The organism is Pseudomonas spelaei (assembly GCF_009724245.1).
Lineage (GTDB): Bacteria > Pseudomonadota > Gammaproteobacteria > Pseudomonadales > Pseudomonadaceae > Aquipseudomonas > Aquipseudomonas spelaei.
Genome location: NZ_WNNK01000007.1, coordinates 174,677 through 191,456 on the forward strand (window position 1 = coordinate 174,677; position 16,780 = coordinate 191,456).

Consider the following 16,780-nt stretch of genomic DNA (forward strand, 5'->3'; position numbering starts at 1 on the left):
GACATTCCATGCGCATCCTTGTGGTCAACGTCAACACCACCGAGTCCATCACCGACGCGATTGCCAAACAAGCACGGACGGTGGCCTCACCCGGCACCGAGATCGTCGGGCTGACGCCCTGGTTCGGCGCCGAATCGGTGGAAGGCAATTTTGAAAGCTACCTGGCCGCCATTGCGGTGATGGACCGGGTGATGGCCTACGACCAACCGTTCGATGCAGTGATCCAGGCCGGTTACGGCGAGCACGGCCGCGAAGGCTTGCAGGAACTGCTGAACGTACCGGTGGTGGACATCACCGAGGCCGCCGCCAGCACGGCGATGTTTCTTGGGCATGCCTATTCGGTGGTGACCACACTGGATCGCACCGTGCCGCTGATCGAGGACCGACTGAAACTGGCCGGTTTGTATCAGCGCTGTGCGTCCGTGCGGGCCAGCGGCATGGCGGTGCTGGAGCTGGAAGAAGATCCACAGCGCGCCATGGAAGCCATCGTGCGCCAGGCGGAGTTGGCGATCATCGAAGACCGGGCCGAGGTCATCTGCCTGGGCTGCGGTGGTATGGCCGGGCTGGATGAGCAGATTCGCCAACGCACCGGCGTGCCAGTGGTGGATGGAGTGACGGCGGCGGTGACGATTGCCGAGGGGTTGGTGCGGCTGGGGTTGTCGACATCAAAGGTGCGCACTTACGCGACGCCGAGGCCGAAGAAGGTGATTGGCTGGCCGGGTAAGTTCGGGCGGTAGCCCTGAAACCGAGTCGCCTGCATCGCGGGCAAGCCCGGCTCCCACAGGGGACGGCGCCCACTGCATCGATCGTTCCCACGCCCTAATCAGATCGCACTGAACCGCGGCCCCAATCCCTGTTCGACAAACTGCTCGATGATGAAGTCGATAAACGCTCGGGTTTTGCCGGGCAGCAGTTTGTGTTCGGCGTAGTACAGGGAGATATTGCCGTCGTCGACGTACCAGTCCGGCAACACCCGCTGTAATTCGCCGCTGTCGAGGAACGGCACCGCCATCGGCATGCTCACCAGCGAGATGCCCAGGCCTTGGGCACTGGCATGGCACGCTGCTTCGGAATCGCTCATGGTCATGCGTGGCTTGAGCACCAGCGGCTGCTGTTCACGGGCACGGTTGGTCAGTTGCCAGGAACGGATTCGCCCGGTCTGGGGCGAACGGATCAGGATCCCGCTGCAGTGCCCGAGGTCTTCGGGGGCGCGTACTGGCAAGCGTCGCGCCAGGTAGTCCGGCGAGGCCACGAGGATTCGATGGGCTGGACACAGCTTGCGTGCAACCACCCCTTGAGGCAGTTCAAAACCACCGCCAATGGCGGCATCGAAGCCCTGGCCGATCAGGTCTACCTGACGATTGTCGAAGTGCCAGTCCGGGCTGATGTCGGGAAAACGCTGCAAAAACGCCCCCAGCAACGGCACCACGTAACGGTTACCGAACACCGTGCCCATGCTTACCTTCAACGTGCCCATTGGCCGCCCTTCGGCACTGGCCAGATTGGCTACGGCGTTCTGGATGGTAATGAGGCTGCCGCTGACTTCCTCCAGAAACAACTTGCCGGCCTCGGTCAGCGTGAGACGCCGGGTGCTGCGCTGGAACAGCCGTACACCCAGGCGCGCTTCCAGCTTGGCGACGCTTTTGCCTACCGCCGCCGGGGTCAGGCTCAGGTGCCGGGCCGCTTCGGCGAAGCTGCCACCTTCAGCGCTGCGCACAAAGCATTCGATACTGCCAAAGCTCTCCATGCCACTTCACTCTAAACTTTTGGTTTACACAGACTATAGCAATGACGGTCTACCGGGGCAGCCCGGTGAGGTCGATACTCAGCTCCAACAACAAGGCAGTCCGCCTTGAATATTTTTGGAGATCAACATGACCACACACAACCTCAGCGGCAAAGTCGCCTTGATCCAGGGCGGCTCCCGTGGCATCGGTGCCGCGATCGTCAAACGCCTTGCGGCCCAGGGCGCTGCCGTTGCTTTCACTTACGTCAGCTCCGCCGCCAAGGCCGAGGAACTGCAGAACAGCGTGATCAGTGCAGGCGGCAAAGCCCTGGCGATTCATGCCGACAGCGCCGACGCAGCCGCCATCCGCAGCGCCGTCAGCACCACGGTTGAAGCGTTCGGGCGCCTGGACATCCTGGTGAACAACGCCGGTGTGCTGGCCGTCGGTCCGCTGGAAGATTTCAAGCTGGAAGACTTCGACCAGACCCTCGCAATCAACGTGCGCAGCGTGTTCGTCGCCACTCAGGAAGCCGCCAAACATATGGGCGAAGGCGGCCGCATCATCAACATCGGCAGTACCAACGCCGAACGCATGCCATTTGCCGGTGGTGGTCCGTACGCCATGAGCAAGTCGGCGCTGGTGGGCTTGACCAAAGGCCTGGCGCGGGATCTGGGGCCACGCGGGATCACCATCAACAATGTGCAGCCGGGGCCGGTGGACACGGATATGAACCCGGCGAACGGCGATTTTGCCGAGAGCCTGATCGGGTTTATGGCGGTGGGGCGTTACGGGCACGTGGAAGAAATCGCCAGTTTTGTGGCGTACCTGGTGGGGCCGGAAGCGGGTTATATCACTGGGGCGAGTTTGACGATTGATGGCGGGTTCAGTGCGTGATCAGTTTGGAATGCAACCGCTGAGCTGAACGAAATCAAATGTGGGAGCTGGCTTGCCTGCGATACAGACACCTCGGTCTCTCAGTGAAACCCCGGTGATGCTATCGCAGGCAAGCCAGCTCCCACATTGATTGGGTTTGCCCAGTTGGATTCGGTGTTGAATCAGCGCATTGGCGGCAAGCCGTAGGCCTCAAGATCAAAGTCCGCCAGCTTGCGGATGATCTGGTCGGCGTGGTGGTACTTGCTGTCGGCCATGGCTTCATCCGGCACAGCGATGGCCGTCATGTGCGCGGCCTTGGCGGCGGTGACCCCAAACGGCGAATCTTCGAACACCAGGCAATCCTCGGGCGCAACGCCCAGGCGGCGAGCGGCGGTGAGGAAGATGTCCGGTGCAGGCTTGGCGGCGCCGACTTCCGGGTCGTCGGCCGTGACGATGGTGTCAAACAAGCCAAACCATTCACGGTGCAACGTGGTCTTGTGGCCAAACGAATTGCGCGATGAACTGGTGCCCACGGCAATCGGAATATTGTGCGCCTTCAAGTGCCGCACCAGCGCCTCGGCACCGGGCATGCCCAGGGCCTTGGGGAAACGCTCGCTCATCAGCGGCTCGCGGACCACCAGGAATTCTGCAGGTGTAATCGGCAGGTCCAGCGCCTTGACGATGTACTCAGCCAGGTCCTGGGCGCCACGCCCGATGATGTGTTGCTTGATGCCCCAATCGTAGGTACGGCCATAACGTTCGGCGATGATTTGTGTGACTTCGGTGTAGATGCCTTCAGTGTCCAGCAACAACCCATCCATATCAAAAATCACGGCCTTGATCGGGCCGACAGCAGTACGCGGTGCATTCATCAGAGCTGATCCGTGGGCGAAGGACTAAAAGGATTCAGCACAATAACGGCCCGGCTTGCCTGCAAGCAACCCATTCTCCCTTAGACTGATGGCCCGCCCGAATACTGCTGATCAACCTGAAGTATCAGGCAATGGAAACGGGCGCGGGCCGTGCAGGTAAACAACCCATACCGGTCAATGTCGCCTCCAACGCTTCATCCAGCGGTGTATGAGGCTCGCGACCCAGCACCTGAACTAACCGGGTGTTGTCCATGTGCAAAGGCATTTCCCACAAATAACGCATCTCCAGCATTTCGCGGAAGGTGACAACAAAGGGTGACGCCAATTTCAGTAACCACCAGGGAAAGCTTCTTACGCGCGGCTCCGTTCCCGTCCGACGCAAAACGACTCGCTGAATCGCCTGGCCCAGTTGCGTACCGTCCGCATCCAAGTGGCCGGCCATATGAAAACAGGCAAACGCATCAAGCTGTTCGCGGCGCTCCAGCAGTTCGACCATCGTCTGCGCCACGTCAGGTAAATAGGCCCACTGATGTGCAACGCCAGGAGCACCTGGGTAACTGATCGTGCCGACCGGTTTGCCAGGCTTGATCAGTCCTTGTGAAAACCAACTGTTGCCCGTCTTGGCGCCGAAAAAGTCCCCGGCGCGTACGATCAACACCCGCGCACCTTTTGTGGATGCCTCAAACAAACGACGCTCCATCTCCACCCGAATCACACCTTTGCGAGTACGCGGCTGCTGGGGGGAGTCCTCACGCACCAACGGGAACGTATCAGGCCCGAAGTTGTACACCGTCCCCGGAAAGACAAGCGTCGCGCCCTGCGCGGTGGCCGCCGCAATGCTGTTATCGAGCATTGGCATCGCCCACTCCGCCCAGCGCCGATAGCCTGGCGGGTTAACCGCATGCACAATCACCGAGCAGCCCTTGGCGGCGTCGATCACTTCCTGGCGGTTCAGGGCGTCGCCCTTGATCCAGGTGAAAGCGGCGTTCTGCTCGCAAGCTTTGGCGACATCACGGGTCAACGCACGCACCTGCCAGCCTGCAGCGAGTAACTGCCGCGCCACCTCGCCACCAATCCCACCCGTAGCACCCAACACCAGCACCTTGTTCATGTTTGTCTCCCGAAGCGTTTGGATGAGTCGATTCTGCTAGCCAACGCGCTATATAAGAATTGCCGAAGACCATCCATGCGCTATACATTTATGCATGGCATCGAATATTGGTTGGGAGCTTTACCGGTCGTTCCTCGGCGTACTCCGAGAGGGATCGCTGTCGGGCGCCGCGCGGCGGCTTGGCATCACACAGCCTACAGTGGGCCGGCACATTGCCGCGCTGGAGAAGGCCTTGAATGTGGCCTTGTTCACCCGCTCGCCCAGCGGCCTGCTGCCCACGGCGGTTGCCCTGACGCTGCGGACCCACGCCGAAACCATGGAAACCACCGCCGCCGCCCTCGAACGCGTCGCCTCCTCCCAAGGCCCACAAGTGCGTGGCGTGGTCAGGGTGTCCGCCAGTGAGGTGATTGGCGTCGAAGTTCTGCCGCCCATCCTCGCCCGCCTGCGCCAACAGCATCCGCACTTGAAAGTCGAATTGGTGTTGAGCAGCCGCCTGCTCGACCTGCTGCAACTGGAAGCTGACATCGCCGTGCGCATGGTCCGACCCAGCCAGGAACAATTGCTGGCACGGCGCATTGGCAACATCGAACTGGGCCTGCATGCCCACAACGACTATCTGCAATATCACGGCACGCCCCGGCAACTGAGCGAGCTGGCACACCACGCCATCATCGGCTACGACCAGGAAAACGCCTTTATCCGAAGCCTGCCTTTGAAAGGCATTGATCGAAGCCATTTCGCTTTGAGCAGCGACAGCGACCTGGCGCAACTGGCGCTGATCCGCGCCGGCGCCGGCATCGGTGTGTGTCAGGTGCCGCTGGCCCAGCAAGACAGCCGATTAACACGGGTGCTGGCGGATGCCTTTTCACTCGAGTTGGACACCTGGGTGACCATGCACGAAGACCTGCGCAACAGCCCACGCTGCCGGGTGACTTTTGATGCCTTGGTAGAGGGTTTGCAGCGTTACGTACAGGATTGAGACAGCTTCACTGGTGAAGAATCAGGCACTCTGAAACCCTCTGTAGACGCCGCCATGTCCGAAGCCTTCGAAGTCCCCAGCCCCCACGAAAAACACATCGAACACGCGACCGAACACTCCCACGCGCGCGGCGACAGCTTCGCCGGCCGTATCGCCGTAATGACCGCCCTCATGGCCACCGCAGGCGCCATGCTCAGCTACCAGGCCGGCTCCACCGAAAGCGAAGCGGCGATGGACAAAAACAACGCCGCCATCTTCAAGACCGAAGCCGCCAACCAGTGGAACTATTACCAGGCTAAATCCAGCCGGCAGAACCTCGCAGAATTGGCGGCACACATCCCCGGTGTGGACGCGGCGCACTACAACGACGAAGTCCAGCGCTACAAAAGCCAGAAGGAAGAAGTGCGCAAACAAGCAGAAAAGCTGGAGGCCACCTCACGGGAGTGGGATGCAAAGTCAGAACAGGCACTGCACCAACACCACCGCTGGGCGCAGGCAATGACGGCGATTCAGATCGCGATCTCGTTGGCGGCGATTACGCTGTTGACGAGAAAGGAGTGGTTAAAGCGCCTGTCGTACACCGCCGCGGGAGTGAGCGTGGTGTTGGGTAGCTTGGCCTGGTTGCACCTATAGCGTTTCCACTTGGCCCCCTCCTCGCCATAAGGTTTATGGCGCTTTCTACGAAGACTTGCCGGCTTGATCCCTTGAGCAGGATCAATGAATTTGCATAAATGCATATTTTTGATTGCGGTAATGCATAAATCGTCCTAAGGTTAAATCGAGATCTCATCGGAACCGCCATCAAAGATGGCAAATAGAAAAGTCCGAGATCTCATCCACTGAAACTGTTTTATTGAAATAGGTCGACCAACACCTTATTGAACGCTTGAAACTATTTTCACTCATGGAGGATGAAAATGTTAACGACGGAAGATACACAAACAAATAACGCTGCCACGGGTAAGGCACTACCAAAGTGTCTGACTAAAAACCTTATCGACCCTCAACTGACGGAAGTTGATATCGCTGAAGAAAGGGCAAGCTTTGCCGCCGGCAGCCTTAACTTCAACATGCAGCCGCAAACCCAGAGCAACTGGTGCTGGGCAGCTGTTTCGGCCTCTGTCGGCAACTATTACGGCACCGGCTCCTGGACCCAGTGCAACGTCGCCAACTCCGAGCTTAACCGGAACTCCTGCTGCAACCAGCCGGGGCCATGCAACGTCTATGGTTATCTCGACTCCGCACTCAGGACAACCCGAAGCTTTGCAAACATGAGCCAGGGTTCAATTCAACTGTCGGCTATCGAAAACCAGATCAACATGGGAAGGCCGATAGGCGTACGTGTCGCCTGGTATGGCGGAGGCGCTCACTTCAACACCATTTATGGAACCAATGGAAACTATCTGCTCATTGCAGATTCCATCTATGGCTATTCCACACGAGCGCTTAATTCATTCCCCCGCTCATATAACGGCGGCGGCAATTGGACTAACACCTACTTCACTCGGAAAAACTAGGAGGGCAACATGCAACTGACTTATCCCAAAGCGCCTTCCAATGGCGTACAGAAACTTCGTCCCGCACTGCAAGCAGCCTTGCAAACCAAAGGCTTTGGCATCAACCGCCAATTCGCCAGCGCGGCCCCCAGCAAAATAACCCTCTCCGAGCCTTACCGTGGCTACTCCCTCAGCCTGGAAGACCTCTCCCTGGGCCATGGCCTGAAAGATGCCGCCCTGGGTAACTGGCACTACCTGGTGTTTTCAGATGGGGCGACCGTCGCCGATGCCGAACTGGCCGAAGTACAGGGCAATGTCGAGTTCTCATCGCTTAACCATGGTGTCGTTGCCGCCTCCACTGTCAGCGCGCTGACGCTGGCAGAAAACTCGCCGAACCTGCAGGGCAAAAGCTACGAACTGAGGGTGCTATTTATCTCGGCACTGCATTTTGTCGCCATCTGGCTGCATGTGGAGGATGCCGAAAACGAGGACATCATTATCCCCATCGAACCGACGCCAAAAGCCCTGACCGGCACACAGCTGTACAGCGAGGCGAACCTGCTTGCCCTGCTCAAGCCCGCCGCCGGTCAGGCGAAAGCGTTGTTTGATGCGGACACCACGGGGCTGTTGGGGAGTTGAGTTATCCGTTGAAAGGCTGAATGCCTGAGATTGGCTGGAAACGAGGGAAACTCCTGACCGTTCTCCTATCATCTTTTTTCAGACGTCAGAAACCACAAACCCCCGACTTTCTCTAGGAAAATCAGGGGTTTGTGTTTGTAGAATGTGGCGGTGAAGGAGAGATTCGAACTCTCGATACAATTTCTTGTATACACACTTTCCAGGCGTGCTCCTTAAGCCACTCGGACACTTCACCGTATCTCGTCAAACTGATTCAGTCTGTCGAGGCGCGCTAATGTAGTCGAAAGCTTTTCCGATGGCAAAGGTTTTTTTCAGAATTTTCATGCGCTTAGACGGTTATCCCGTTCCAGGCGCATCCGCTGCCGTGTGCAGGGTGGCGATTCGGCCATTCTCAGGCACGGGTGGCGCTTGTCTATAGTGGGGGCTGCGCCCTGCCTAAGGCCGCTGTCGGGTGGGCATGAGGGAAAAGTCTGACTGAGTAGTCAGTCACGGCGCTTTACCAGGGCGGGCGCGGTGGGTAACGTCTGCTGCCTGTACTTCTATTACACGTATTACAAGGAATCGCGTCATGAGTGAGTTGATTGCTTACCACCTCGAAGACGGTATCGCGACCCTGACCTTGAGCAACGGTAAGGTCAATGCCATTTCGCCTGCGGTGATCAGTGCCTTTAATGAAGCGCTGGACCAGGCTGTGCAGGACCGGGCGGTGGTGATCATCACGGGCCAGCCGGGGATTTTGTCGGGTGGCTACGATTTGAAGGTGATGACTGCCGGCCCTAGAGAGGCGGTCAGCCTGGTGACGTCGGGCTCGACCCTGGCACGGCGCCTGTTGTCGCACCCGTTCCCGGTGATCGTTGCGTGCCCTGGGCATGCGGTGGCCAAGGGGGCGTTTCTGCTGTTGTCGGCCGATTATCGGATTGGTGTCGAGGGGCCGTTCAGCATTGGCCTGAATGAAGTGATGATCGGCATGACCATGCACCACGCCGGGATCGAGTTGGCGCGGGATCGTCTGCGCAAGTCGGCATTTCATCGGTCGGTGATCAATGCCGAGATGTTCGACCCGCAAGGTGCCTTGGGTGCCGGGTTCCTCGACAAGGTAGTAGCGCCCGAGGAGCTGCAAGCGGCCGCCCTGGAAGCGGCGCGTCAGTTGAAGAAGATCAACATGAACGCCCACAAGCACACCAAGCTCAAAGTGCGTAAGGCGCTGCTGGAAGCGCTGGATAACGCGATCATCCAGGACCAGGAACACTTGGGTTAAGTCGCCCACATTAGCTGTAGCGGAAGCCCGACCTTGAGTCGGGCTTTTTCTTACCCTGCGTTCGGCAAGTTCCTCTAGCGCTCTAAACCGGTGCTATCAACGCATGTTGAAACATGCGCTCAAACATCGTCCATCTTCTACCTCTATAGGGGCAATTGCCGAAAACAGTGCACATCCGTACACTGCGCCACCTTTTGTCCCGATGGTCCGTGTTGATGCTTTATTTGTTACGCATGTTATTGATGGGCCTGCATTTTATGGTGGCGGGTGTGCTCGGCGTATTGCTGGGGATTTGCCGGCCATTCAATCCGGACAACAGCCGCCTGTGCGCGCGGCTGTATGCGCTGCCAGCGATGTGGATCTTGCGCTTGCGGGTCAAGACCCAGGTCGACTCGCTGCGGAACAAGCCCAACAGCTGCGTGATCATTGCCAATCACCAATCCAACTATGACCTGTTCGTGTTCGGCAACGTGGTGCCCTACCGCACCGTGTGCATCGGCAAGAAAAGCCTGAAATGGGTGCCGTTGTTCGGGCAATTGTTCTGGTTGGCGGGCAATGTGCTGATTGATCGGGGCAACGCGCAGAAGGCACGCCGCTCGATGCTCACCACCACACATACCTTGCAGCACGAGGACACGTCGATCTGGGTGTTCCCCGAAGGCACACGCAACCTGGGTGAAACCCTGCTGCCGTTCAAGAAAGGCGCATTCCAGATGGCAATTGCCGCGGGCGTGCCGATTGTGCCGGTGTGTGTCAGCACTTACGTGAAGCAGATGAAACTGAACGCCTGGAACAGTGGCGATATCTTGATTCGTTCGTTGCCGGCGATTCCTACAACCGGCCTGACCATGGATGACATGCCTCAGTTGATGCTGACCTGTCGGGCACAGATGCTCGACTGTATTGAGGCGATGGATCGAGAACTGCAAACCACGCCTGAAATTGCCGGTGAACCCCACCGAATTCGCTGACTCTGATAGCGCAGGGCAGGCTAAGCTGCCTGTCACCTGCCATCCAAGAAGAAGCGATCAGCATTATGGGTAGAGTTGTTGCGGCGGCCGTCTACAGCGCCGGAAAGAAAGTCACCGATATCACCCTCGACGAGGGTGCCGCCTGGGCCGCCAAGCCTGGCCACTTTGTCTGGATCGGCCTGGAAGAGCCCAATGCCCAGGAGCTGGCCAATCTGCAACGTCAGTTCAACCTGCACGAACTGGCCATCGAAGACGCCCTGGAAAAACACAGCCGGCCCAAGCTGGAAACCTTCGGCGATGCACTGTTTATCGTGACCTACTCGCCGGTTCGCGAAAACGGCAAGCTGGTGTTCATCGAAACCCATATCTTCGCCGGCAACGGCTACATCATCACGGCCCGCAACGGCCACTCGGCGTCCTACGGCTACGTACGCCAACGCTGTGAGGCACGGCCGCTGTTGCTGGAGCATGGGGAAGATTTCGTACTCTATGCACTGCTGGATTTCGTCACCGAGAACTACCAGCCGGTGAGCGAGGCGATTCACGCCGAGATCGATGAACTGGAGCGTAACGTACTGTGCGACTCCCTGAATGAACGGGACATCCAGAACCTTCACGGCCTGCGCCGCGACGTGCTGCGCCTGCGTCGCTATGTGGCGCCGATGGTGGAAATCAGTGAGGAACTGCAGAAGCTGAGCTTTCCGTTTATCGACAAGAACATGCGTCCGTACTTTCGCGATGTGCAGATTCACGTCACACGGCAGATGGAAGACCTGGCGACCTTGCGAGACATCGCCAGCCAGACTATCGAGATTGGCGTATTGCTTGAGGCCTCGCGCCAGAGCGTGGTGCAGCGCAAGTTTGCCGCCTGGGCGGCGATCCTCGCATTCCCGACGGCGGTGGCCGGGATCTACGGGATGAACTTCCAGAACATGCCGGAGCTGCAATGGCACTACGGCTATTTTGCGGTGCTGGGGTTTATCGCGGTGGGATGTAGCGGTTTGTGGTTCAGCTTCAAGCGATCGGGATGGCTTTAACCCATCCCGCCGGTTGATTGATCAAGCGACCTGCGGTTTGTGGGCGACAAAGCGCATCATCCATTCCGCCACGGTGACACCGTGGTGGTCTCGCGCCAAGCTGGCGACGCCATTGCTGTAGACCTTTTCCCCCAGGGTTGTCTGAAGAATTTCCAGCAGCTCCCGGGAATAGTCGTGGATAAATTCCGGGTGGCCCTGGAAGCACAGCACTTGATCTTCGATGTGGTACGCCGCAAACGGGCAGAACTCGCTGGAGGCAATCACCGTGGCGTTGTTCGGCAAGGTCGTCACCTGGTCCTGATGGCTGATCAACAGCGTCAGTTCTTCCACCACCGGGCTCATCCAGGGTGCCTTGGCGTTGAGTTTGTAGTCGTGGATGCCCATGCCCCAACCCTGGCTGGCCCGCTCAGCCTTGCCGCCCAACAACAGCGCCAACAACTGATGACCGAAGCAGACGCCGATCAACTTGTCGCCGCGCTCATAGCGGTTCAGCAGGTAAGTCTTGAGGGTCTGAATCCAGGGGTCGGTACCAAAGGAATCGGCTTTGCTGCCAGTCACCAGGTACGCATCAAACACTTGGTCATCCGACGGGTATTCACCCTGTACCACGTTGTAGACAACGAATTCAGCGGCGATCGGCTGCTTGGAAAACAGGCGCTTGAACATCTGCCCGTAACCTTGATATTGATCGACCAGGCCTGGACGCAGGTTATCGGTTTCGAGGATGCAGACGCGTAGCGACATAAAAAATACCTGACACTGTGATGGGAATAATGCACACCCACAGAGCCTGCCTTGAAATACCCTGGCAAGGCAAGCCCCGCGTGCACCCAAAACCGTCAGAAAGTCGTGCCCTGCGTTGCTTTTTCCAGGAGCAAGGCCGGTGGCGAGAACCGTTCACCGTATTGCTCGGCCAGGTAGCGGGCGCGGGCAATAAAGTCGTTCAAGCCATATTGATTGATAAATTGCAGCGCCCCGCCACTCCAGGCCGCAAAGCCGATACCGAAGATCGAGCCGACGTTGGCGTCGGCGGTGGACATCAGCACGCCCTCCTCCACGCAGCGCACGGTTTCAATCGCCTGGATAAACAGCAAGCGATCACGCACATCTTGTGCAGAGATCTGCTGGCCCGACTTCTCAAAACGGGTTTTCAGCTCCGGCCACAGGTGTTTCTGCGCGCCAACCGGGTAATCGTAGAAACCACCGCCGGCCGCCTTGCCTGGCCGCTTGTACTCATTGAGCAACAAGTCGATCACCACAAATGCCGGATGCTGAGGCAGTGGTTTGCCCTCGGCCTGCAGGTCCTTTGCGGTTTGCTGACGGATATGGCTCATCAAGCTGAGAGACACTTCGTCGGAAACCGCCAGCGGACCAATGGGCATACCGGCCTTGCGCGCTTCGGTCTCGATCATCGGCGCCGCTACACCTTCGCCGAGCATGGCGATGCCTTCATTGGTAAACGTGCCGAATACCCGCGAGGTGAAGAAGCCGCGACTGTCATTGACCACGATCGGCGTTTTCTTGATTTGCAGGACGAAATCGAAACCACGCGCCAGGGTTTCGTCGCTGGTTCGAGCACCTTTGATGATTTCCACCAAGGGCATTTTTTCCACCGGGCTGAAGAAATGCAGGCCGATGAACTTGCTCTGGTCGGGCACTGCCGTGGCCAGGCCACTGATAGGCAAGGTCGAGGTGTTGGAGGCGATCACCGCCTCAGCGCCCACAACACGTTGTGCGGCGGCCGAGACCTTGGCCTTGAGTTCACGGTCTTCGAATACCGCCTCAATGATCAGGTCGCAACCGGCCAGGTCGGCGTCAGACTCGGTCGGAAGAATCCGCGCCAAGGTGCTTTCCCGTTGATCGGCGGTCAATTGCCCACGGCTGACCTTCTTGTCCAGCAGCGCTGCCGAATGGGCTTTGCCCTTCTCGGCTGCCGCCAGGGTGATGTCCTTGAGCACTACCTCGATCCCGGCTGATGCGCTGGTGTAGGCGATCCCCGCGCCCATCATCCCGGCACCGAGCACGCCGACCTTGCGAGTCACGTAGGGTGTAAAACCTTGAGGTCGCGAGCGGCCTGCATTGATTTCATTGAGCTGGAACCAGAAGGTGCCCATCATGTTTTTCGCCACCTGACCGGTGACCAGCTCGGTGAAGTAGCGGGTTTCGATCAGGTGCGCCGTGTCGAAGTCCACCTGGGCGCCTTCCACGGCAGCGCAGAGAATTTTCTCCGGGGCCGGAAAACAGCCATTGGTTTTGCTACGCAGAATCGACGGCGCGATGGCGAGCATCGGTGCCACTTTCGGGTTCGAGGGTGTACCGCCAGGGATCTGGTAACCGCTGATGTCCCAGCGTTGTTTCGCGCCGGGGTTGGCCAGGATCCAGGCTTTGGACTTGGCCAGCAGTTCATCCCGGTCCGCCGCCAACTCATCGATCAACCCGGCTTGCAACGCTTGTTGCGGCGTAACCTTTTTCCCTTCCAGCAAGTAGGGCAAAGCCTTTTCCAGACCCAGCATGCGTACCATCCGCACCACCCCGCCACCGCCCGGCAACAGACCGAGAGTGACCTCCGGCAACCCGATCTGCACCGACTTATGGTCCAGGGCCACCCGGTGCTGACAGGCCAGGCAGATCTCCCAACCTCCGCCCAGGGCCGCACCACTTATCGCCGCCACCACCGGTTTACCGAGGGTTTCCAGGGCGCGCAGCTGGGCTTTCAACACCAGCACGCTGTCATAAAAGGCCTTGGCATGGGGCTTGTCGACCTTGATCAGTTCATTGAGGTCGCCACCGGCAAAAAAGGTCTTCTTCGCCGAGGTGATGATCACCCCGGCAATCGACTCTTGCTCTGCTTGCAGGCGGGCAACGCTGGCCGCCATGGCCTCGCGGTACACCCCGTTCATGGTGTTGGCGCTCTGGCCCGGCATGTCGATGGTCAGCACCACAATCTGGTCCTGGTCTTTTTCGTAACGAATGGCATCGGTCATGACAAATCCCTTAGGCTCAGAGGCGTTCGATAATGGTGGCGATACCCATGCCACCGCCGACACACAAGGTGGCCAGGCCATAGCGCTGCTGGCGCACCTCCAGCTCGTCGAGCAAGGTGCCGAGGATCGCGCACCCGGTCGCGCCCAAGGGGTGGCCCATGGCAATGGAACCGCCGTTGACGTTGACTCGGGCGGCATCGATGCCCATGTCCTTGATGAACTTGAGCACCACCGAGGCAAAGGCTTCATTGACCTCGAACAGGTCGATGTCTTCGACTCGCAGACCGGCCTTGGCCAGGGCTTTGCGGGTGGCCGGCGCCGGGCCGGTGAGCATGATGGTCGGGTCGGTGCTGGTGACCGCCGTGGCGACAATCCGCGCCCGGGGTTGCAGGCCCAACTCGCGACCTTTGGCGTCGGAGCCAATCAGCATCAGTGCGGCACCGTCGACAATCCCGGAGCTGTTGCCGGGCGTGTGCACATGGTTGATACGCTCGACATGGCTGTAGACCCGTAACGCCGTGGCATCGAAGCCCATCTGCCCCATCATTTCGAAACTCGGCTTGAGCTTGCCGAGGCCTTCGAGGGTGGAGTCGCCACGGATGAACTCATCGTGATCCAGCAGCACAATGCCGTTCTGGTCCCGCACCGCCACCAACGACTTATTGAAGGAACCGTCTGACCGCGCCCTCGCCGCTTTCTGCTGCGAGTGCAAGGCAAAGCTATCGACGTCGTGTCGGGTAAAACCTTCCAGCGTGGCAATCAGGTCGGCGCCGATCCCTTGCGGCGTGAAATGGCTGTGCATATTGGTTTGCGGGTCCAGCACCCAGGCGCCACCGTCACTGCCCATCGGCACCCGAGACATGGACTCGACCCCGCCGACCACCACCAGGTCTTCGAAGCCGGAGCGTACTTTCATCGCCCCCAGATTGACCGCTTCCAGACCTGAGGCGCAGAAGCGGTTGATCTGCACGCCAGCAACGCTGATGTCCCAGTCGGCAACCAGCGCGGCGGTCTTGGCGATATCTGCGCCCTGATCACCGACCGGGGTGACGCAGCCGAGGACGATGTCATCCACTTGCCGGGTGTCGAGGCCGGTGCGCTGCTGCAGCGCCGTCAGCAACCCCGCCACCAGGTTCACCGGCTTGACGCTGTGCAAGGCACCATCGGCCTTGCCTTTGCCCCGGGGCGTGCGTATCGCATCAAAGATCAAAGCTTGGGTCATGACGTCCTCGAACCACTGTGCAATGAAGCTCTCAGGGTGAGAGCCGGCCGTGCCCCTACCTTAGGCGCAGGGGCTGTGGATTCAATGACCGAAGCGCTCATTGACCTTGACGGTCACGCTCAGACGAACGGTAGGAGGCTACTGGAAATCGCTGATTAATCGTTTTAGCTGTCTAGCCCTAGGGCTACCGCCAAGATGGCGATAGGCCTCATGCACTTTTTAAAGGTTTTTGATCTTTACTGATATGAAATGGATCTAAGCCACGAACGACAAGGGCTCTAAGGTTGACTTTGTAGGAACTGTATTAGGTTGCTGCCGGGTCTTGCTGGAGCAGCTGTAAGAAAAGATTCATGTAGCACCGTCATAGTGAGATGCAACGGCACGCATTTGACGCTCAGGAATAACAACAAAAGGCAGTCAGCCATGTTCAAACAATCGAAAGTACGCCAGGCGGGACTTATCCTCTTCGCCACCACCCTGATTCTGATTTTGCCCAACCTGACCAAGGTCATTGGGTGACTGATCTCATCCCTACAGGCGGCGCGAGTGCAGCGCCAGGATCGCAGCCTTTGGCAGCTCCTACCGGGAAATTGCGTACAGCTGTCCCGTTATAGGGGCTGCCTTTTTGCGTGCCGGTTTTTGGTTGATTTGCGGTATCGTTAGCCACGATTCCGACCTTTGGTTATAAGGTCGACGCTCCCACAGATGGGCCCGCCTTTGAAATACATCCTCGCTTTCCTGACCCTGCTGTTGACCTTGCCGGCCTCTGCCGCGCAGTTGACCATTGAACTGGATCACGCCAGCAAAACGTGGCAAACCGCTGACTTGCTCAAACACCCGGATGTGCGAACGGTACAGATCATCAATGACGTTTCCTACAAGCGCCAGATGACTTATCGCGCCGTTCCTTTGGCGGTATTGCTGCCAGGTCTCACGCCGCAAAACCATGTGCAGGCGGTGGCCCTGGACGGCTTTGCCGCAGAGTTGAGCGCAGGTCCGTTGCTGGAAAGGACCGGCGCCCAAGCCTGGCTGGCGGTGGAAGATCCAGCCCACCCCTGGCCGAAGCTGGGGGATGACAAACCCAGTGCCGGGCCGTTTTATCTGGTCTGGACCGATCCGCAGGCGGGCCATATCAGCCCGGAGCAGTGGCCGTTTCAGATGTCTGCAATCAAGCAGTTGAAGACCGTTGCCGAACGATTTCCGGCGCTGTTGCCGGATCCGGAGCTGGCGCCCGATGACCCGATCAACCAGGGGTTTGCGCTGTTTCAGAAGAACTGCATGGCGTGCCACCGCTTGAATGGTGCGGGCGATGCACAAGTGGGGCCGGACTTGAATATCCCCTACAGCCCTACGGAATATTTCGGCGGTGACTTCCTCAAGCGCTACATCCGCGATCCCCAGAGCTTGAGGCATTGGCCCCAGGCGAAGATGCCGGCGTTTGCAGCCAGTGTATTGCCGGACAGTGAGCTGGACTTGCTGGTGGGCTACCTGAAACACATGGCAGGCCGCAAGCAGTAGCCGCTGCCGAGGAACGAGGTTGCGATGCGGGCCGCAGGACCGCCCTCAGGGTCTACTGCGTCGGGATGCCGCACCAAACCCATCGCAGCCTCG

General features: G+C 58.9%; 16 protein-coding genes and 1 tRNA gene. 10 read left to right on the forward strand and 7 right to left on the reverse strand.

Annotation, left to right across the window (positions count from 1 at the left end; all coding sequences use genetic code 11):
• Window positions 1–8: 8 nt before the first annotated feature.
• A complete protein-coding gene (locus GNF76_RS10590) occupies window positions 9–737 on the forward strand; it encodes an aspartate/glutamate racemase family protein (RefSeq protein ID WP_155583110.1) in 729 nt (242 codons plus the stop codon).
• Window positions 738–823: 86 nt separating this feature from the next.
• Here GNF76_RS10590 and GNF76_RS10595 read toward each other — a convergent pair whose 3' ends face one another.
• Window positions 824–1,747: a LysR family transcriptional regulator gene (locus GNF76_RS10595; RefSeq protein ID WP_155583111.1), complete on the reverse strand. Its 924-nt coding sequence runs from the start codon at window positions 1,745–1,747 to the stop codon at window positions 824–826.
• A gap of 127 nt (window positions 1,748–1,874) precedes the next feature.
• Here GNF76_RS10595 and GNF76_RS10600 point away from each other — a divergent pair, with 127 nt between their 5' ends.
• Window positions 1,875–2,621: a 3-oxoacyl-ACP reductase family protein gene (locus GNF76_RS10600; RefSeq protein WP_155583112.1), complete on the forward strand. Its 747-nt coding sequence runs from the start codon at window positions 1,875–1,877 to the stop codon at window positions 2,619–2,621.
• A gap of 161 nt (window positions 2,622–2,782) precedes the next feature.
• Here the strand turns inward: GNF76_RS10600 and GNF76_RS10605 are convergent, their stop codons facing one another.
• Both GNF76_RS10605 and GNF76_RS10610 read right to left on the reverse strand, forming a co-directional pair.
• On the reverse strand, window positions 2,783–3,472 hold the full coding sequence (locus tag GNF76_RS10605; RefSeq protein ID WP_155583113.1) for an HAD-IA family hydrolase: 690 nt from the start codon (window positions 3,470–3,472) through the stop codon (window positions 2,783–2,785).
• A gap of 124 nt (window positions 3,473–3,596) precedes the next feature.
• Window positions 3,597–4,583, reverse strand: a complete 987-nt coding sequence (locus GNF76_RS10610; RefSeq protein ID WP_155583114.1) for an SDR family oxidoreductase — start codon at window positions 4,581–4,583, stop codon at window positions 3,597–3,599.
• A gap of 94 nt (window positions 4,584–4,677) precedes the next feature.
• On the opposite strand from GNF76_RS10610, the gene GNF76_RS10615 reads away from it, so the two are divergent.
• The 4 genes from GNF76_RS10615 to GNF76_RS10630 all read left to right on the forward strand — a co-directional run bounded on the left by GNF76_RS10615 (window position 4,678) and on the right by GNF76_RS10630 (window position 7,697).
• Window positions 4,678–5,562 carry a LysR family transcriptional regulator gene (locus GNF76_RS10615; protein ID WP_155583115.1) on the forward strand — a complete coding sequence of 295 codons (885 nt, stop codon included), beginning with the start codon at window positions 4,678–4,680 and terminating at the stop codon, window positions 5,560–5,562.
• A gap of 54 nt (window positions 5,563–5,616) precedes the next feature.
• Window positions 5,617–6,195 carry a DUF4337 domain-containing protein gene (locus GNF76_RS10620; RefSeq protein WP_155583116.1) on the forward strand — a complete coding sequence of 193 codons (579 nt, stop codon included), beginning with the start codon at window positions 5,617–5,619 and terminating at the stop codon, window positions 6,193–6,195.
• 284 nt (window positions 6,196–6,479) lie between these two features.
• On the forward strand, window positions 6,480–7,079 hold the full coding sequence (locus GNF76_RS10625) for a papain-like cysteine protease family protein (protein ID WP_155583117.1): 600 nt from the start codon (window positions 6,480–6,482) through the stop codon (window positions 7,077–7,079).
• Between the two features lie 9 nt (window positions 7,080–7,088).
• Window positions 7,089–7,697 (forward strand): hypothetical protein, encoded by a 609-nt coding sequence (locus GNF76_RS10630; RefSeq protein ID WP_155583118.1) that lies wholly within the window; start codon window positions 7,089–7,091, stop codon window positions 7,695–7,697.
• Between the two features lie 145 nt (window positions 7,698–7,842).
• Here GNF76_RS10630 and GNF76_RS10635 read toward each other — a convergent pair.
• Window positions 7,843–7,932: transfer RNA gene (locus GNF76_RS10635), tRNA-Ser, on the reverse strand.
• A gap of 333 nt (window positions 7,933–8,265) precedes the next feature.
• Between GNF76_RS10635 and GNF76_RS10640 the strand changes: the two genes are divergently transcribed.
• The 3 genes from GNF76_RS10640 (at window position 8,266) to GNF76_RS10650 (ending at window position 10,963) form a co-directional block, all read left to right on the forward strand.
• Window positions 8,266–8,955, forward strand: coding sequence for a crotonase/enoyl-CoA hydratase family protein (locus GNF76_RS10640; RefSeq protein ID WP_155583119.1), 690 nt, complete (start codon window positions 8,266–8,268; stop codon window positions 8,953–8,955).
• Between the two features lie 215 nt (window positions 8,956–9,170).
• A complete protein-coding gene (locus GNF76_RS10645) occupies window positions 9,171–9,926 on the forward strand; it encodes a lysophospholipid acyltransferase family protein (protein ID WP_155583120.1) in 756 nt (251 codons plus the stop codon).
• Between the two features lie 65 nt (window positions 9,927–9,991).
• Window positions 9,992–10,963, forward strand: a complete 972-nt coding sequence (locus GNF76_RS10650; RefSeq protein WP_155583121.1) for a magnesium and cobalt transport protein CorA — start codon at window positions 9,992–9,994, stop codon at window positions 10,961–10,963.
• Window positions 10,964–10,984: 21 nt separating this feature from the next.
• On the opposite strand, the gene GNF76_RS10655 is transcribed toward GNF76_RS10650, so the two are convergent.
• The 3 genes from GNF76_RS10655 to GNF76_RS10665 all read right to left on the reverse strand — a co-directional run bounded on the left by GNF76_RS10655 (window position 10,985) and on the right by GNF76_RS10665 (window position 15,169).
• Complete coding sequence (locus tag GNF76_RS10655; protein WP_155583122.1) at window positions 10,985–11,707, reverse strand: amidotransferase; 723 nt, start codon at window positions 11,705–11,707, stop codon at window positions 10,985–10,987.
• A gap of 95 nt (window positions 11,708–11,802) precedes the next feature.
• Window positions 11,803–13,947 carry a 3-hydroxyacyl-CoA dehydrogenase NAD-binding domain-containing protein gene (locus tag GNF76_RS10660; RefSeq protein WP_155583123.1) on the reverse strand — a complete coding sequence of 715 codons (2,145 nt, stop codon included), beginning with the start codon at window positions 13,945–13,947 and terminating at the stop codon, window positions 11,803–11,805.
• A gap of 16 nt (window positions 13,948–13,963) precedes the next feature.
• Window positions 13,964–15,169, reverse strand: a complete 1,206-nt coding sequence (locus GNF76_RS10665) for an acetyl-CoA C-acetyltransferase (protein WP_155583124.1) — start codon at window positions 15,167–15,169, stop codon at window positions 13,964–13,966.
• A gap of 705 nt (window positions 15,170–15,874) precedes the next feature.
• On the opposite strand from GNF76_RS10665, the gene GNF76_RS10670 reads away from it, so the two are divergent.
• Window positions 15,875–16,687 carry a c-type cytochrome gene (locus tag GNF76_RS10670; RefSeq protein WP_379652555.1) on the forward strand — a complete coding sequence of 271 codons (813 nt, stop codon included), beginning with the start codon at window positions 15,875–15,877 and terminating at the stop codon, window positions 16,685–16,687.
• The last annotated feature ends 93 nt before the right edge of the window (window positions 16,688–16,780 follow it).

Bases quoted from the DNA above. Each gene is read 5' to 3' on its own strand.
- GNF76_RS10650 (WP_155583121.1), top strand. From the start codon at position 9,992: ATGGGTAGAGTTGTTGCGGCGGCCGTCTACAGCGCCGGAAAGAAAGTC.
- GNF76_RS10605 (WP_155583113.1), bottom strand. From the start codon at position 3,472: ATGAATGCACCGCGTACTGCTGTCGGCCCGATCAAGGCCGTGATTTTT.
- GNF76_RS10595 (WP_155583111.1), bottom strand. From the start codon at position 1,747: ATGGAGAGCTTTGGCAGTATCGAATGCTTTGTGCGCAGCGCTGAAGGT.
- GNF76_RS10620 (WP_155583116.1), top strand. From the start codon at position 5,617: ATGTCCGAAGCCTTCGAAGTCCCCAGCCCCCACGAAAAACACATCGAA.
- GNF76_RS10655 (WP_155583122.1), bottom strand. From the start codon at position 11,707: ATGTCGCTACGCGTCTGCATCCTCGAAACCGATAACCTGCGTCCAGGC.
- GNF76_RS10645 (WP_155583120.1), top strand. From the start codon at position 9,171: ATGCTTTATTTGTTACGCATGTTATTGATGGGCCTGCATTTTATGGTG.
- GNF76_RS10610 (WP_155583114.1), bottom strand. From the start codon at position 4,583: ATGAACAAGGTGCTGGTGTTGGGTGCTACGGGTGGGATTGGTGGCGAG.
- GNF76_RS10600 (WP_155583112.1), top strand. From the start codon at position 1,875: ATGACCACACACAACCTCAGCGGCAAAGTCGCCTTGATCCAGGGCGGC.
- GNF76_RS10590 (WP_155583110.1), top strand. From the start codon at position 9: ATGCGCATCCTTGTGGTCAACGTCAACACCACCGAGTCCATCACCGAC.
- GNF76_RS10640 (WP_155583119.1), top strand. From the start codon at position 8,266: ATGAGTGAGTTGATTGCTTACCACCTCGAAGACGGTATCGCGACCCTG.
- GNF76_RS10625 (WP_155583117.1), top strand. From the start codon at position 6,480: ATGTTAACGACGGAAGATACACAAACAAATAACGCTGCCACGGGTAAG.
- GNF76_RS10630 (WP_155583118.1), top strand. From the start codon at position 7,089: ATGCAACTGACTTATCCCAAAGCGCCTTCCAATGGCGTACAGAAACTT.
- GNF76_RS10615 (WP_155583115.1), top strand. From the start codon at position 4,678: ATGGCATCGAATATTGGTTGGGAGCTTTACCGGTCGTTCCTCGGCGTA.
- GNF76_RS10660 (WP_155583123.1), bottom strand. From the start codon at position 13,947: ATGACCGATGCCATTCGTTACGAAAAAGACCAGGACCAGATTGTGGTG.
- GNF76_RS10665 (WP_155583124.1), bottom strand. From the start codon at position 15,169: ATGACCCAAGCTTTGATCTTTGATGCGATACGCACGCCCCGGGGCAAA.
- GNF76_RS10670 (WP_379652555.1), top strand. From the start codon at position 15,875: ATGGGCCCGCCTTTGAAATACATCCTCGCTTTCCTGACCCTGCTGTTG.